The organism is Corynebacterium macclintockiae (assembly GCF_027570165.1).
GTDB lineage: Bacteria > Actinomycetota > Actinomycetes > Mycobacteriales > Mycobacteriaceae > Corynebacterium > Corynebacterium macclintockiae.
This window is the reverse complement of the sequence record NZ_JAKMUV010000004.1, coordinates 120,530-135,594: the sequence shown is the minus strand read 5'-3', so window position 1 is coordinate 135,594 and position 15,065 is coordinate 120,530. Positions and strand designations below refer to the sequence as shown.

Annotated in this window: 13 protein-coding genes; 10 read left to right on the top strand and 3 right to left on the bottom strand. The window is 61.9% G+C overall.

Annotated features, from left to right (window positions below):
• Positions 1–25: 25 nt before the first annotated feature.
• From pyrE to L8U58_RS05405, 8 genes are all read left to right on the top strand, one after another.
• Positions 26–583: an orotate phosphoribosyltransferase gene (gene pyrE, locus L8U58_RS05440; RefSeq protein WP_187401850.1), complete on the top strand. Its 558-nt coding sequence runs from the start codon at positions 26–28 to the stop codon at positions 581–583.
• An 8-nt stretch (positions 584–591) separates the two neighbouring features.
• Entirely contained in the window at positions 592–1,275 is a 684-nt protein-coding gene (locus tag L8U58_RS05435) for a TrmH family RNA methyltransferase (RefSeq protein WP_070550753.1), read from the top strand.
• Between the two features lie 1,236 nt (positions 1,276–2,511).
• The gene (locus L8U58_RS05430) at positions 2,512–3,609 is read left to right on the top strand and encodes a glycoside hydrolase family 76 protein (protein WP_269954884.1); all 1,098 of its coding nucleotides are present in this window, start codon (positions 2,512–2,514) and stop codon (positions 3,607–3,609) included.
• A 111-nt stretch (positions 3,610–3,720) separates the two neighbouring features.
• Positions 3,721–4,755 carry a class II fructose-bisphosphate aldolase gene (fbaA, locus tag L8U58_RS05425; RefSeq protein WP_269954866.1) on the top strand — a complete coding sequence of 345 codons (1,035 nt, stop codon included), beginning with the start codon at positions 3,721–3,723 and terminating at the stop codon, positions 4,753–4,755.
• Between the two features lie 14 nt (positions 4,756–4,769).
• Complete coding sequence (locus tag L8U58_RS05420) at positions 4,770–5,264, top strand: DUF3151 domain-containing protein (protein WP_269954865.1); 495 nt, start codon at positions 4,770–4,772, stop codon at positions 5,262–5,264.
• 53 nt (positions 5,265–5,317) lie between these two features.
• Positions 5,318–6,262, top strand: a complete 945-nt coding sequence (locus tag L8U58_RS05415) for an endonuclease/exonuclease/phosphatase family protein (RefSeq protein ID WP_035002728.1) — start codon at positions 5,318–5,320, stop codon at positions 6,260–6,262.
• Between the two features lie 10 nt (positions 6,263–6,272).
• Entirely contained in the window at positions 6,273–7,511 is a 1,239-nt protein-coding gene (locus tag L8U58_RS05410) for an FUSC family protein (protein ID WP_269954864.1), read from the top strand.
• A 113-nt stretch (positions 7,512–7,624) separates the two neighbouring features.
• Positions 7,625–10,441, top strand: a complete 2,817-nt coding sequence (locus L8U58_RS05405; protein ID WP_269954863.1) for a Rib/alpha-like domain-containing protein — start codon at positions 7,625–7,627, stop codon at positions 10,439–10,441.
• Positions 10,442–10,453: 12 nt separating this feature from the next.
• Here the strand turns inward: L8U58_RS05405 and L8U58_RS05400 are convergent, their stop codons facing one another.
• Complete coding sequence (locus L8U58_RS05400) at positions 10,454–11,320, bottom strand: hypothetical protein (protein ID WP_269954862.1); 867 nt, start codon at positions 11,318–11,320, stop codon at positions 10,454–10,456.
• Between the two features lie 160 nt (positions 11,321–11,480).
• Between L8U58_RS05400 and L8U58_RS05395 the strand changes: the two genes are divergently transcribed.
• Positions 11,481–12,770 (top strand): adenylosuccinate synthase, encoded by a 1,290-nt coding sequence (locus tag L8U58_RS05395; protein WP_034971680.1) that lies wholly within the window; start codon positions 11,481–11,483, stop codon positions 12,768–12,770.
• An 11-nt stretch (positions 12,771–12,781) separates the two neighbouring features.
• On the opposite strand, the gene nrdF is transcribed toward L8U58_RS05395, so the two are convergent.
• Both nrdF and nrdI read right to left on the bottom strand, forming a co-directional pair.
• Positions 12,782–13,798 (bottom strand): class 1b ribonucleoside-diphosphate reductase subunit beta, encoded by a 1,017-nt coding sequence (nrdF, locus tag L8U58_RS05390; RefSeq protein WP_051873853.1) that lies wholly within the window; start codon positions 13,796–13,798, stop codon positions 12,782–12,784.
• A gap of 58 nt (positions 13,799–13,856) precedes the next feature.
• A complete protein-coding gene (gene nrdI, locus L8U58_RS05385) occupies positions 13,857–14,300 on the bottom strand; it encodes a class Ib ribonucleoside-diphosphate reductase assembly flavoprotein NrdI (protein ID WP_034969281.1) in 444 nt (147 codons plus the stop codon).
• 222 nt (positions 14,301–14,522) lie between these two features.
• On the opposite strand from nrdI, the gene L8U58_RS05380 reads away from it, so the two are divergent.
• Entirely contained in the window at positions 14,523–14,954 is a 432-nt protein-coding gene (locus L8U58_RS05380) for a pyridoxamine 5'-phosphate oxidase family protein (RefSeq protein ID WP_034969277.1), read from the top strand.
• The last annotated feature ends 111 nt before the right edge of the window (positions 14,955–15,065 follow it).

Below are 15,065 nucleotides of genomic sequence, written 5' to 3'. Positions count from 1 at the left end.
GCACAGACCAGAAGGAGCAACCGCAATGATCGATGAAGCCAAGAAGCAGCGCCTCGCTGAGCTCGTAAAGGAGCTGGCGGTGGTGCACGGGCGCGTGACCCTTTCCTCCGGCAAGGAGGCCGACTACTACGTTGACCTGCGCCGCGCCACTCTGCACCACGAGGCCTCGCCGCTGATCGGCGAGCTGCTGCGCGAGCTGACCGCCGACTGGAATTACGACCACGTCGGCGGGCTGACCCTTGGGGCGGATCCGGTGGCGACGGCGATTATGCACGCGGGTTCGGCGGGCGCGGCAGGGCGCGACATCGACGCGTTCGTCGTGCGCAAGGAAGCCAAGAAGCACGGCATGCAGCGCCGCATCGAAGGCCCGGACATTGAGGGCAAGCGCGTGCTGATCGTCGAGGATACGACGACCACCGGCAACTCCCCGCTGACCGCTGTCGCTGCAGCTCGCGAGGCTGGCGCGACCGTTGTTGGCGTGGCCACCGTCGTTGACCGCGCGACTGGCGCCAAGGATGTTATTGAGGCCGAGGGAGTCGAGTACCGCTCTCTGCTGGGCCTGTCCGACCTGGGGCTTGCCTAGTAATTTTTATGACGCCGACCTCCCCCGAATCACACGATAAACCCGGACCGACGGAGTGGCTGGAGCATCCTCGCGGGGTGCGCAGCTGGGAAGATGAACACCCTGGCCAGCCCCGCCCGACGGATCCGCGCTTCGACTCCGAGCTGCTGGATGCCGGGGACACGCGCAACGTGGTGGATGCTTACCGGTACTGGAAGCAGTCCGCGATTATTGCGGACATTGATACGCGCCGGCACGCACTGCACATTGCCATCGAGAACTTCGAAAACGACTCGAACATCGGCACCGTCGTGCGCACTGCGAATGCCTTCGCGGTGGATACCGTGCACATTGTTGGGCGGCGGCGGTGGAACCGGCGGGGAGCGATGGTCACCGATCGCTACCAGCACTTACAGCACCATGCGACGGTCGGGGAGGTGCTGGAATTCGCCGCCCAGGAGGGGCTAGTTGTGGTGGCCGTGGATAACACCCCGGGGTGCGTTCCGCTGGAGACCGCTGAATTGCCGGAGCGGTGCCTGCTGCTGTTTGGCCAGGAGGGGCCGGGTGTGACCCAGGAGGCGCAGGACGCTGCGCGGATGACGGTCTCTATTGCTCAGTTTGGTTCGACGCGGTCCATTAATGCAGGTGTGGCGGCTGGGATTGCGATGCATGCGTGGATCCGCCAGCACGCGGATCTGTCTCAGGCCTGGTAGCCGGGCCCGGCAGTCTGGTAGCTGGGCCTGGTGGCCCGGCTCAGCCCAGCCCGGCGGCCCGGTGGCCCGGCCCAGCAGCCTGGTTGTTAGTGCCCTGCTGCTGGCCTGCCAGTCTGTCAGTCTTCCCCTAATTCCGCCTAGTCAGGTTCTGGATGTCCAAAATGTCGGAAAAGTGGTATTTCTTCGGAGTCATCGCCGAGACTCGACCGAATAAAACGTTCTGACCTGCACATTTACATTACTGCGAATAGTCACCAATAACGTTTTGCAACTTTTCCGACACTTAGCCATTCTGCGCTGCCTATTCTGCAACTTTTCCGACACTTAAGTCTCCTGGGTTGCAAGATTTCCGACATTCCGGTCTCTATATGGGCTTGCCTGGGCTTGCTTGGGTTTGCATGGGGTGTTTGCGAGGCGTGCATGGGGCTGCATTGGACTATTCGAGTGCCAAATGTCGTTAGAACGGGAATCTGTCGGCTTTGAGGAGGTGGAAATGGGGATCTAGCTCGCCAAATGTCGCTAGATCGGGAATCTGTGGAAGCAAAAGGTTGGCACCGAAAATTAGAAACGCTTTGACCTGCATGTTTGAGTAAATGAAAAGGGTTGCCCTTAACGGATTCCCGTTCTAGCGACATTTGCCGTTCTGCGGACGGATGAAATCCCGATCTAGCGACATTTGCTACCCCGTGGGCTCGCGCAATCCCGATCTAGCGACATTCCACGCCAGATAGAGCCAGCAGGATGATGGCTAGACTGGTTCGCAAAGCGCTACAACCGAGTGAGGTGTGCAAAGTGTTTAATCTTCCCGGCAAGGGTAAGCGGGATAGCAAGCCGGCTCAGGGAGGCCGGAGCCCTGCAGAGGAGACTCAGGTTCCTGCGGAAGAGTCGACTATTTCTGCAGGTCAAAAGGGTTCTGAAGTGGGGGAGAGTGTAGCCGTGGCGCAGGGGCAGGTCGCGGCTGAACCGGCGGAAGAGCAGGCCGCGGTTGGTGACCCGGCGGGAGAGCAGGCCGTGGCGCAGGGGCAGGTCGCGGCTGAACCGGCGGAAGAGCAGGCTGGGGTTGGCAAACCGGCGGAAGAGCAGGCTGCGGCTACAACCCAACCAACCCAACCAACCCAACTCACCCACACACCTCAACCAACCCACCCCACCCAGGAATTCAGGGAGCGCTGGGATCACCGCGCAGACCTCGCCTACCAGGCGGTTTACGAGCGCCACGCCAGCCGGCTCTGGGGCATCCCCCGCACTACGCTGGGGATTATCGCCTGGCCGCCGACCACTCGCGACCGGCTGTTCGTCCGCTGGCACTACTGGTGGCAGGCTCACTACATCGACAACCTCATCGATGCAGCCGTCCGCCGCCCCACCACGTCGCGGATTCACGCGATCCGCCGCCACCTCCGCGCCATGCGCATCCGCAACATCTCCCGCCTGTCTGCCAATAACTACTACGACGACAAGGCATGGCTCGCCCTCGCCCTCCAGCGCGCTGCGAACGAGCCGAAAATCAACGCCAAGCTCAACGCCGCCCGCGACCTGGAACCGCTGGTAGAAAACATTTTCGAGGGTGTGGACAGCCTCACGGGCGTGCTGCCGTGGCGCACGAACGAGACTTTCTACAACGTCCCCACCAACGGCCCCGCCGCGATCCTGGCTGCCCGCAATGGCGACATCGAGACCGCGGAGCGCCTGGTCGACTGGACCTTCGACAACCTCATCAACGAAGACGGCCTGGTCATGGACGGCATCCACATGCGGATGGCCGGCCCGGAGCCCGTCACCGCGCTGCACCCTTATTGCCAGGGCGTGATGCTGGGCGCATGCGTGGAGCTCGCCCGCGCGCGCAGGCGTGCAGCTGGTGTGGGGGATGAGGAGGTCTCAGATGTGGGCGTCAAAGAAATAACCCGCATTCATGGCCTGCTCCGCGCGATCGAGAACCACATGACGGATCACGACGGCGCGATCAATGTGCGCACTGGCGGTGGCGACGGCGGGCTGTTTAATGGCATTCTTGCGCGTTATCTTTCTCTTGTTGTTGAGTGTTTGCCGACGCCAGGTCGGCACGGCACGGAATCTGTAGCCATAGCCCGGCGAATTGTGTTGGCGACAGCCGAGCAGGTGTGGCGCTTCCGACTGGAGGTCGATGGCCTGCCGGTGTTCTCTGCTGACTGGACGAAGGATGCGACGATGCCGCAGGCCGGTGGGCTGGTTGGCGCGACGATTGCGGGGGCGGTGGCGAGCTCCGACATTGCGGAGCGGGATCTGTCTGTGCAGCTTTCCGGGTGGATGCTGATGGAGGCGGCGGCGCGGGTGAGTGCTGCGGGGCGCGGGTGAGTGCTGCGGGGGCGCTCTAGCTGGAGTGACTGCACGGCGTGGGAATTGTGGGCATAATTGTGGGCGGAGACAAACCGGACTTATTCAGGTTCATATCTAAGGAGCATTGAAATGCCTATTGCAACCCCCGACGTGTACCGCGACATGCTGGACAATGCGAAGGAAAACGGCTTCGCATACCCCGCCATCAACTGCACTTCTTCTGAGACCATCAATGCTGCTCTGAAGGGCTTTGCGGATGCGGAGTCCGACGGCATCATCCAGTTCTCTACCGGCGGTGCCCAGTTCGGTTCCGGTCTGGCCGTGAAGAACATGGTTGCGGGTGCGGAGGCGCTGGCTGCGTTTGCTCACCAGGCTGCTAAGCACTACGGCGTGAACGTTGCCCTGCACACCGACCACTGCCAGAAGGAAGTTCTGGACGGGTACGTTCGCCCGCTGATGGAGATCTCCCGCAAGCGTGTGGAGGCTGGCGAGAACCCGCTGTTCCAGTCCCACATGTGGGACGGCTCCGCCATCCCGATCGACGAGAACCTGCAGATCGCCCAGGAGCTGCTGGCGGATGCACAGAAGGCCAAGATCATCCTCGAGGTTGAGATCGGCGTTGTCGGTGGCGAGGAAGACGGCGTGGAGGCCAAGGCTGGCGCTAACCTGTACACCACCGAAGAGGACTTCCTGAAGACTGTCGATGCCCTGGGTACCGGCGAAAACGGTCGCTACCTGCTGGCCGCTACCTTCGGTAACGTCCACGGCGTGTACAAGCCGGGCAACGTGAAGCTGCGCCCGGAGGTTCTGGACATGGGCCAGAAGGTTGCAGAGAAGAAACTGGGCCTGGCTGAGGGTTCCAACCCGTTCGACTTCGTGTTCCACGGCGGCTCCGGCTCTGAGAAGGAGAAGATCGAGGAGTCCCTGCGCTATGGCGTGATCAAGATGAACGTTGACACGGACACCCAGTACGCGTTCACCAACCCGGTTGCCCGCCACATGTTCACCAACTTCGATGGTGTGCTGAAGATCGACGGCGAGGTCGGCAACAAGAAGGTTTACGACCCGCGCTCCTACCTGAAGAAGGCAGAGGAAGCTATGTCCGTTCGCGTGGTGGAGGCCTGCAACGACCTGCACTCCGCTGGCACCTCCGTAGCTAAGTAGGCTTCACCGGCACCATGGCAGAACAGATTCGTCGTAGTCGAGACCTCTTCGGCGCGGAGCACCCGGAGGTGCGCCTGCCGCAGGAGCTAGCAAGCTCGGTTCCCGCCGCGGAGGCCGCAGCTGCAGACGCTGATGCCGCAGGCGCAGCAACCCCGCAGTCGCGCGAAGCGCTGGAAGCTGTTGTCTCTGACAACCTGAAGGATTCCGGCGCCTGGGCAGCCCTGGCGGAGGTGCTGCTGGCCGAAGGGCAAGCCGTTCAGGCTTATGCCTGCGCCCGCACCGGCTACCACCGCGGCCTGGATGCCCTGCGTGGCAACGGCTGGCGCGGAACCGGCCCGGTGCCGTGGGATCACGTCCCCAACCAGGGTGTGCTGCGGGCCATTGGTGCCCTCGTACAGACCGCCCGCGCCCTCGGCGAGGACGATGAGGTCGTGCGCTGCCTGAACCTCCTGCACGACTGCGACCCGGCAGCAGCCCCGGCTCTGGGGCTGGATAGCTCGGCAAGCTAACTGGCACAACTGGATAGCCAGGCTGAATTGTTAAGGAACCTCCGAATAAGGAAATGAGCAAGCGCCGTTCATTCTCCCAACCAACGCCCTACCCTGTGGCGAATCGCAACCTCTGCATAGCCGCAGTGGTGGTGGCCATGGTGTGGCTGTCCAGCATCCTCTGGCCGGCGCAGACCACCGCCGCGTGGCCCTTCGTCGCCGAAATCCAGGCGAGCTCGTGGGTCGCCGGGGTGCTCGCCGCGGCCGGCATCGGCATCCTCCGCTCTATTCGCCGCGCGGCGCTGTGCGCGGTTCTAGCTTTATTGGCGGTGTTGGTCGTCCCGCGCGTACCTGCGCCCAATTTTTCGGACGCCCACACTTCCACCCGAGTATTCTCCCTCAACACTTACTGGGGACAAGCCGACGACAAGCGAATTGCCCGTGCCATCGAGGAGCTCAAACCCGATGTCGTCTTCCTCATCGAAACGAATGCGGAGGAAGTGGAAAAGGTCGCGGAACAATCCGGCTATGAACCTTTAACCAAGCCGCGCCCTGGCAACGATCGGGCGGATAATGTTGTGGGCCTGGTGTCGGCGTCATTTAAAGAAAAAACAGGGGCGCACGGCAACATGGTGCGGGGGCTGACTCGCTTCCAAACCCCGCGCGTGAATGCGCCGCTGCACGGCAACAGTGAGTTCGTGGGCGTGCATGCGGTGGCGCCTGCGAAGGACGACCGCAAGGCGTGGGAGCAGGATCTGGCGAGCCTCAGCGATTGGGCGAACTCGCGGCGCCACCTGGTGCTGGCCGGTGACTTCAACGCCACGCGCAGCCACCCGCGCTACCGCGACTTTGAACTCAGCGACTGCACCGGGCACCTGGCGCACACTCCGACGTGGCCGGCGGTATTCCCGGTGATTCGCCTGGACCACATCATGACTACCGGCGAGTGTCTGGGCGGCGGGACGAAGCGGATCCCAGGGACCGACCATCTGGCGGTATGGGCGGACGTGACCACCTAAACTGGCGGGCATGGCAGAACCACGACGGCGGCCACGAACCGCGAAAGAAATGTGGGGCGAGCCGGCCAACCGCCTGCGCCCCGGAGTGCGCGCCGCAGCCCGGAACCTGCGCCGGATCGCCCCGGTGCAGGGCGCAATCCGCGTGCGCGAGGGGTTAGTCTTCGCGATTCAGTGCGCCATCGGCGCTGGCCTGGCGCTGCTTATCGCGGAACAGATCTTTGACCACCAGCAGGCTTTCTTCGCGCCCATCGCAGCGGTGCTGAGCCTGGGGGTGAGCGCCGGTAAACGCCTGCGCCGCGGCTTCGAGCTGGTGTTGGGAGCCTCCGTGGGTGTGGGCATCGGCGATTTGGTGATCAGCAACATTGGCAGTGGCTATTGGCAGGTCTCGGTGGTGGTGCTGTTCGCCATTCTGGCGGCGACATTCGTGGATAAATCAGTCTCCGTGGCTTTCCAGGCCGCTAGTTCCGCTGTGCTGGTGGCGACGATCCTGCCGCCCGGGTCTTCTGGTTCGTGGGACCGCATGATAGACGCGCTGATCGGTGGAGTGATCGGCATTGTGGTGTTGGCGATGGTGCCGAACTCACCGCTGCGCCCGGCTAGGCGGGAGGTATCCGTGCTGGTGTCGAAGGCCTCGCTGGTGATGGATGACGTGGCGCAGGGGATTGCCGAACGCGATGCCTCCAAGATCACCAAGGCTTTGGAGATCGCGCGCGGTACGCAGACGAACGTCAATGCGCTGCTGACCAGTGTGGGCGGCGGGTCGGAGGTCGTGGCGGTCTCGCCGATCTATTGGACGGCCAGGCGGCATGCCAGGACGATGAGCCGCATCCTGGTGCCCGTCGATAACGTCATGCGCAACACGCGTGTGCTGGCGCGCCGGGCGGAGATCATGATTATGGACGAGGTCGATCCCCCGGAGGAAATGGTCGAGCTGATACGCAGTATCTCCAACGAGCTGGGGCAGCTAGGCGCGTTGTTCGCGGAGGGCGGCACGCGCGGCACTCGCGACGAGGCCGTGGAGATCCCGGAGATCGTCCGCGCACTGCAGAAGCTGGGCGCGGAGGCGGACCTACAGGTTGCTGAGGGTACGGGCTTGTCGGGCATGGTCGTGTTGGCGCAGTGCCGGTCGATTATTGTTGACGCCCTGCAGGTCTGTGGCTATTCGCGGGAGTCGGCTATGGCGTTCCTGCGGCCGACAGTGGATAGGCCGTGGCAGCCACCGGAAGTCTGGGGCGACCAGGAGGGATAAGCGGGGGCTACGAGTGGAACCTTAAGAGTGGCGATAGTAGATTCTTAAAGAAGTTGGGGAATTGTTTCCCGCTCCGACTTAATGTCGTCTCACTCGAATATGAGGTGTCTCCTATGATGTTTCTCCGTTCCCGCCGCGCCATGATTGCTGTCGCGGCTGCCTCCAGCCTGGTGCTGACCGCCACGGCTGTCCCACAGTCCCCGTTCTCTCCGGTAGCTGCCCAGGCCGCCACGGCCAACAAGACGCAGGATACGAAGCTGCCAATTAAGTGCACCGTGTTCGCGGCAGGTGGACCTAAGCAGAAAATCCCGATTATCGGGAATGGATTCCAAGAAGATAGGGAATTTACGGGTCAATTTCATGTGACTATGCCCGAACGAGCTGCAGTCGATGAAGTTTTTGAAGCCGGTGTGAACATTGATCCACTGGCGGCATCGCACCCATTGTTGAAGAAGCTGGGAGGTTCCCCTTCCTTTGCTGAAGGAAATGCAAATAATAAGATTCGGTTCGCCGTGAAGGGCGATGTTGAGCTGGTTGACTCGAGCCTTCCGGCTACTCTGGACAAAGGCGTTCTTACCGTCGAAGAGATGATGCAGCCGAGCAGGTCTGGGGATACGGTAACAATTGCTTTCGCACCGCTGAAACTGAAGTTCAAAGCTAAATCGTCTGGGGCGGTTGAAGTTCAAACTCCTGAGGCCTACAGGACGCCGGATGGTTCTGGCCGTGTCCGTAGCAACAACATGTTTCATGGAGAGGGGATTGCAGGAACGGTCTTGTTTTCGACCCCTGGCTTGCGCATTACTTGTTTGACTGATCGATATACTCGACTCGGTGTTACTGCCGTGAAACCTTTGGCTGACTTCAACGAACCCAAATACGCGGACATTGAGGTCAAGCAGCAGGATACGGCTACTGCGAAGAACACCGCGCAGGCTCCAGAGGGAACCACTTACAAGGCGGGTCAGGGGGCTCCGGAATGGGCGACTGTCGGCCAGGACGGCACCGTCACCGTTAAGCCTGGCCTGGATGTGGAACCCGGCAACTACGAGGTTCCGGTTGTTGTCACCTACCCGGACTCTTCCGCGGACAATACCGTAGTGAACGTGACAGTGAAGGTGAAGCCCCTGGCGGAACGGCACGATCCGCAGTACGCAGAAGTGACTGTTAAGCAGCTGGATACCGAGACTGTCGAGGCTCCAAAGGATATTGCCGAAGGCGCAACGTTTGCAGCTGGAGAAAATGCACCGAACTGGGCCACTGTTGCTGAGGATGGAACCGTCACCGTAAAGCCCAGCCGGGCAGTGAAGCCGGGCGACTACACCGTTCCGGTCGTTGTCAGCTACCCGGACCAGTCCAAGGGTGACACCGTGGTTAACGTCCACGTGAAGGTCACCCACACCAACGAGCTGCACGATCCGCAGTTCGGCGAGGCCACCGTCGAGCAGGAGAGTACCGCCACCATCCCTGCCCCAGAGGGGTTGCCGGAGGGGACGAAGGTCACCGCTGGTGAAGGCGTACCGGAGTGGGTGACCGTTAACGAGGACGGTTCCATCGAGGTAAAGCCCACCCTGGAGACCGAGCCCAAGGATTACACCGTTCCGGTCGTCGTCACTTACGACGATGGGTCCACCGACGAAGCAACTGCCAAGGTGACCGTCGCCAGGAAGCCGGACAACCAGATTTACTCCCCGGAGTATGGCAGCATCACCGTGCAGGCCAACCGCTCCGCAAAGACTCCTGCCATCGAGGGCTTGCCGGAGGGTACCAAGTTCGCCCTGGCTGAGGGTGCTCCGGAGTGGGCGTCCATTGACGACAAGGGCGCTGTCCAGCTGAACCCGGGCGGCGAGGTTGATGCGAAGGACTACACGGTCCCGGTTACCGTCACCTACCCCGATGGCACTACCGACAATGCCGAGCTGAAGGTCACTGTCACGGAGCGCGCCATCAACGAGCTTCATGATCCGACCTACAAGCCGATCGCGGTAAAGCAGGAAGAGTCCGCCACTGTTACTGCTCCTGAGGGTAGCACTGCGGACGCCGAGTACTCCCTGGGTGCAGGCGCACCGAACTGGGTCACTCTGAACAAAGATGGCAGCCTCGAGGTACGTCCGGGTCTTGAGGTTAAGCCGGGTGAGTACCAGATCCCGGTGACGGTTATTTACGGAGATGACTCGGCTGACCGCACTACTGCTGTGGTTACCGTGACCGTGAAGCCCGCTAACGAGATTCACGATCCGACCTACTCGGACGTGACCGTGAAGCAGGGCGACGAAGTGACCGCTCCGGCGCCGACGGATGTGGCTGAGGGTGCGACCTTCGAGAAGGGCGAGGGTGCTCCGGAGTGGGTCACCGTCAACGCAGACGGCACCGTAACCGCCAAGCCGGGCACGGATGTTGAGGCCAAGGAGTACACCGTTCCGGTGAAGGTCTCCTACAAGGACGGTTCCGGTGACGACACGACCGTGAAAATCACCGTGACCGTGAAGCCCGCTAACGAGATCCACGATCCTTCCTTCGAGGATGTCTCCGTGAAGCCAGGCGAGACCGTCACCTCCAAGGTGCAGGGTGATACCGGAGAAGGTGCTAAGTTCACCGCTGGTGAGGGTGCACCTGAGTGGGCCACCGTCACCCCGGACGGCACCGTGACCCTGAAGCCGGGCAAGGATGTGAAGCCGGGCGACTACACCGTTCCGGTCGTAGTCACTTACCCGGATGGATCGACCTCCACCGTGGAGCTGAAGGTGAACGTAGAAAAGCAGGACAAGCCGAGCGGAAGCTCCGGATCCAGCAACGGTTCCAGCAGCTCCAGCGGAGTCACTGGCTCCAGCCCGCTGGGTAAGTTCTTCGCAGCCCTGTTCGGAACGATTGCCATCGGCGCTGGTCTGTTCGGCCTGTACAACTGGGCTCGCGCCCACGGCTACGTCCGCTAACTGCGGGCGAGCTTAGTTGCGCACGAACTGCCCATCCCGCAGGTGGCGGTAAAACGTCACCGACTTCAGAGGGCGGGGATGGCGCACCCCATCGCGGGTGACCGCCAGATCCACCCCTCCGGCCTGTAAAGCCCGACCCCGCAGCACCGTCGGCGAGACGGTGCTGCGGGGCTTTTTCGTGCGCCCAAACCAACCCTTACGGGGCAACGGTGGGCGCTGTACCGCCGCCAACCCCGGAGCATCCGGGGTGGGGACCAGGCGCACGCCGTTGTTGAAGTCGCTGGTTCCGGCCTTGTTTTGCTCGTACAGAACCTCGGAATCGACAATCACTTCGCCGATCATCTCGGCTTCCTTTACAGCCTTGCCGGTCGAGTCAACGGGACCGGTCACCTCCGCGACCCCCAACGTCACCACTCCGTGGTCGTCGCGGATCACCGGAGTTGGCACAGCCGGGGAGGCGAGCGCGAAGGTGAGGTGCTGGGCAGGGGAGAAGGTGGCGTCCAGACCCCAAGAAAGAGCGACCGACGAAGCGCCGGAAGGGATAAACCCAACCTCGACCCAGAGGGCATCAATACGCATCAACTTAGAGACCACGGCGGCCACCGCGGCATCGCTGCCATGCACGACCACGCGCACACGCTCGCTGACCTGGTGCGGATCGGGCTGCGGGGTGCCCAAGTGGGGAGCGTCGGGGCGCTGCATCAACTCGTCCAACGACGGGGTAGAACCCACCACGAAGCGCTCCAGATCATCCAAGAAGCGCAGCTCCTTGCGGGTGGGGACGGCGGAAAGATCGAGGCACTCCACGGCCTCGCCCGGCAACACGGGATCGCGCAGCCGATCGCTGGCGGGAATATCGCAACGCAACAAGAACAACATAGAAACCCACCATAGCGAGTGCCACAACCACCGGCGACGTACTAGAATAGTTAAACGTCTTAGTGCCCCGCCCGATCAATGACAGCCTGTGAAGATGTGTCGCGTGGGGTCACAACCATGAGTACAGCAGTACAAAAGCAGAGGACGTGTTTTAGGTTTCATGGCAGCGATCATTGTCGTGGGTGCCCAGTGGGGCGACGAAGGTAAGGGCAAAGCTACCGACATTCTGGGTGGAAAGGTCGACTACGTAGTCAAGCCCAACGGTGGCAACAATGCGGGCCACACCGTCGTCGTCGGCGGCGAAAAGTACGAGCTCAAGCTGCTGCCCGCAGGTGTGCTTTCCGAAAACGCCACACCCATCATCGGCAACGGTTGCGTGGTTAACCTGGAGGCGCTGTTCGAGGAGATCGACGGGCTGGAGGCTCGTGGCGCGAATGCCTCCCGCCTGCGCGTGTCCGCTAACGCACAGCTGGTGGCGCCCTACCACGTGGCCATCGACCGCGTGGCAGAGCGCTTCCTGGGCAAGCGCGCCATCGGCACTACCGGCCGCGGAATCGGCCCGACCTACGCCGACAAGGTCTCCCGTGTGGGCATCCGCGCCCAGGACCTGCTGGACGAATCCATCCTGCGTCAGAAGATCGAATCGGCGCTGGACCAGAAGAACCAGATCCTGGTGAAGATCTACAACCGCCGCGCCGTTGACGTGGATGAGGTTGTGGACTACTTCCTGTCCTACGCCGATCGCCTCAAGCCGATGTTGATCGATGCTACGACGGAGCTGAATAAGGCTCTGGACGCCGGTAAGTCTGTGCTGATGGAAGGCGGCCAGGCGACGATGCTCGACGTGGACCACGGCACGTATCCCTTTGTGACTTCCTCTAACCCCACCACCGGCGGCGCGTGCGTGGGCACCGGCATCGGGCCGACGCGCATCACGGCATCACTGGGCATCATCAAGGCCTACACCACCCGCGTGGGTGCCGGTCCGTTCCCGACGGAGCTGTTCGACAAGTGGGGCGAGTTCCTGCAGACCACCGGCGGCGAGGTCGGTGTGAACACCGGACGCAAGCGCCGTTGTGGCTGGTACGACTCCGTGATCGCCCGCTACGCCTCCCGCGTGAACGGCTTTACCGACTACTTCCTGACGAAGCTGGACGTGCTGACCGGAATCGGCGAGATCCCGATCTGCGTGGCCTACGACGTGGACGGTGTGCGCCACGATGAAATGCCAATGACGCAGACCGAGTTCCACCACGCCACCCCGATCTACGAGACCATGCCCGCGTGGGACGAGGACATCACGGACTGCAAGACCTTCGAGGAGCTGCCGCAGAAGGCGCAGGACTACGTCAAGCGCCTGGAGGAGCTGTCCGGCTGCCGGATCTCCTACATCGGCGTTGGCCCGGGCCGCGACCAGACGATCGTCATCAACGACGTCGCGGAGGGCTAGGCCTAGCGCCGCTAGAAATCCCAGTCGTCCTCCTCCGTCGACTCCGCCCGCCCAATCACGTAGGAGGACCCGGAGCCGCTAAAGAAGTCGTGCGTCTCGTTGGAATCCGGCGCCAGGGCGGCGATGATTTCCGGCTCCGTTTTCGCTGCTTCGTCTTCGTACTGCGGCGGATACCCCAGATTCATTAGCGCCTTATCCGCGTTGTAATGCACGAACGCCATCACGCCGTCGATCAGCGATTTCTCGCCGGGTAGGGTTCCGCCGTACAGGTCTCCGGAATACTCCTTCTCCAGCTCTAGCAGCTCCTCCACTAGCGCGAACGTGAACTCCTCGAGCTCTGCCGTGCGCTCCGGGTGGGCCTCCAGCCCCCGCTGGAACTTGTATCCCGAGTAGTACCCGTGGACGGCCTTGTCCCGCAGGATCAGTCGGATCATGTCGGCTGTATTCATCAGCGTGCCACGGCAGCTAAACCACAACGGCAGGTAAAACCCGGCGTACAGCAGCAGGGAGGACAGCAGTGTGGCCGCGACCTTCCGTTTGAGCGGATCATCCCCGTAGTAGTGCTGCATCACCGCCGTCGCTCGGCGCTGCAGTGCGGGGTTCTCAACAGCCCAGGTGTATGCGGCGTTGATCTCCTCGCTGCTGCACATTGTGCTGAACACACTGCTGTAGCTGCGCGCGTGAACGGCCTGCATAAAGGCGATGTTGGCGTAGACCGCTTGTTCGTGTTCGGTGCGGGCATCCGGGATCTGGCTGATCTCGCCAACGGTCGCCTGCACAGTATCCAGCAGTGTGAGCCCGGTGAATACCTTGGTGGTCAGCTCGCGTTCTGCGTCCGTCAGTGCGTTCCAGGTCGGCAGGTCGTTGGACAGCGGTACTTTTTCCGGCAGCCAGAAGTTGCTGGTCAGCCGCTGCCAGATCTCCAGATCCTTTTGGTCGTCCAGCCGGTTCCAATTCACCGGCCGCAGTGGCCGGGCGGGGTCGTGTGGCCATTGGGGTGGGGTTTGGGAGCGCGTGAGGTAGCTCATTGTTTCCTTTCTGATTCTTCTCGATCGTGTCTTCTTGCTCGTGTTCTCTTGCTCTGTCTTATGGACGCCACATCTCCCCGCCAGTCCGATTCCAGAACTCCCGGATGCCTTCCCGAACACGGGCAACATCGCGGGCTGTGCCGAGTAGCTCAAAGCGATAGAGCTCCGGCACCCGGCACTTGGCGGCGATGGTTGGTCCGGCGCAGCAGTAGGCTGTGCCGAAGTTTCTGTTTCCGCTGGTGATCACACCCCTGATGAGGGAGCGGTTATGCGGATCGTTGAGGAAGTTGATGACTTGCCTGGGCACCGCCTTCCGCGGGTCACCTCCGCCATAGGTGGGGGTGATGAGCACATAGGGCTCGTCAACGATGAGCTCCGGCTCCTTGCGCCGCAAGGGGATGCGGCGGGCGGGAATGTCCAACTTGTCGACGAATCGTCGGGTGTTTTCGGAGGCTGAGGAGAAATAGACGATGCGCGGCTGCGAGACCGCGGTTGGTTGCATTGGGGGAGAGGTCCTTTACGGCTTGGGTAGTTGGTCGTGTTGTTGGCTGGGGTAGCCGGCCACGGGAAGGTGGCGTCCAAAGTTCAATAATACGAACTTTACAACAACAATGACTTGAACTTTTGTGTAGAGTGCGCGGTGTAGCCAACTTCACATCGCGCGACCGACAGCGCGGTGCGGAAAAACCGCCAGAGAAAACCAGAAAAAGAAAGGACAGAGCTCATGGCGAAGCTAACCCAAGAAATGAAAGACATGATTGATGCACAGCTGCCGTACCTGGCGACTGTGACCGACGGCGAGACGCTGCTGCCGGACATCGGTCCGAAGCGCAGCCTGCGCGTGTGGGATGACGAGACGCTGATCTACAACGAAAACACCGGTCGGCAGCACCTGGAAAACCTGCGGGCTGGCTCGAAGGCCGCCGTCGCGGTCGTGGATTGGGCAGAGCTAGATGGGTACCGGTTCATCGGACCGGCGGAGCTATTCCACGAAGGGCCGGTGTGGGATGCAGCGGTGAAGTACGCCGAGGAGATGGGGCATAACCCGCCGAAGATGGCGGTACTGATCCACATCGAGCAGATTTACACGCTCATGCTCGGCAAGAACGCTGGCCGGTTGCTGGCCAGCGATGACGAGTCCCTGATGGTGGACTAAAAACCGTACTCGCGGGCGGTGATAGCCGCCTGGTTGACGATCCACTCCACCATCTCCTGGGTCGGAGCGCCGGAAATCGCCTGGTTGGAGGGGTTGTTCATTACTCGGCGG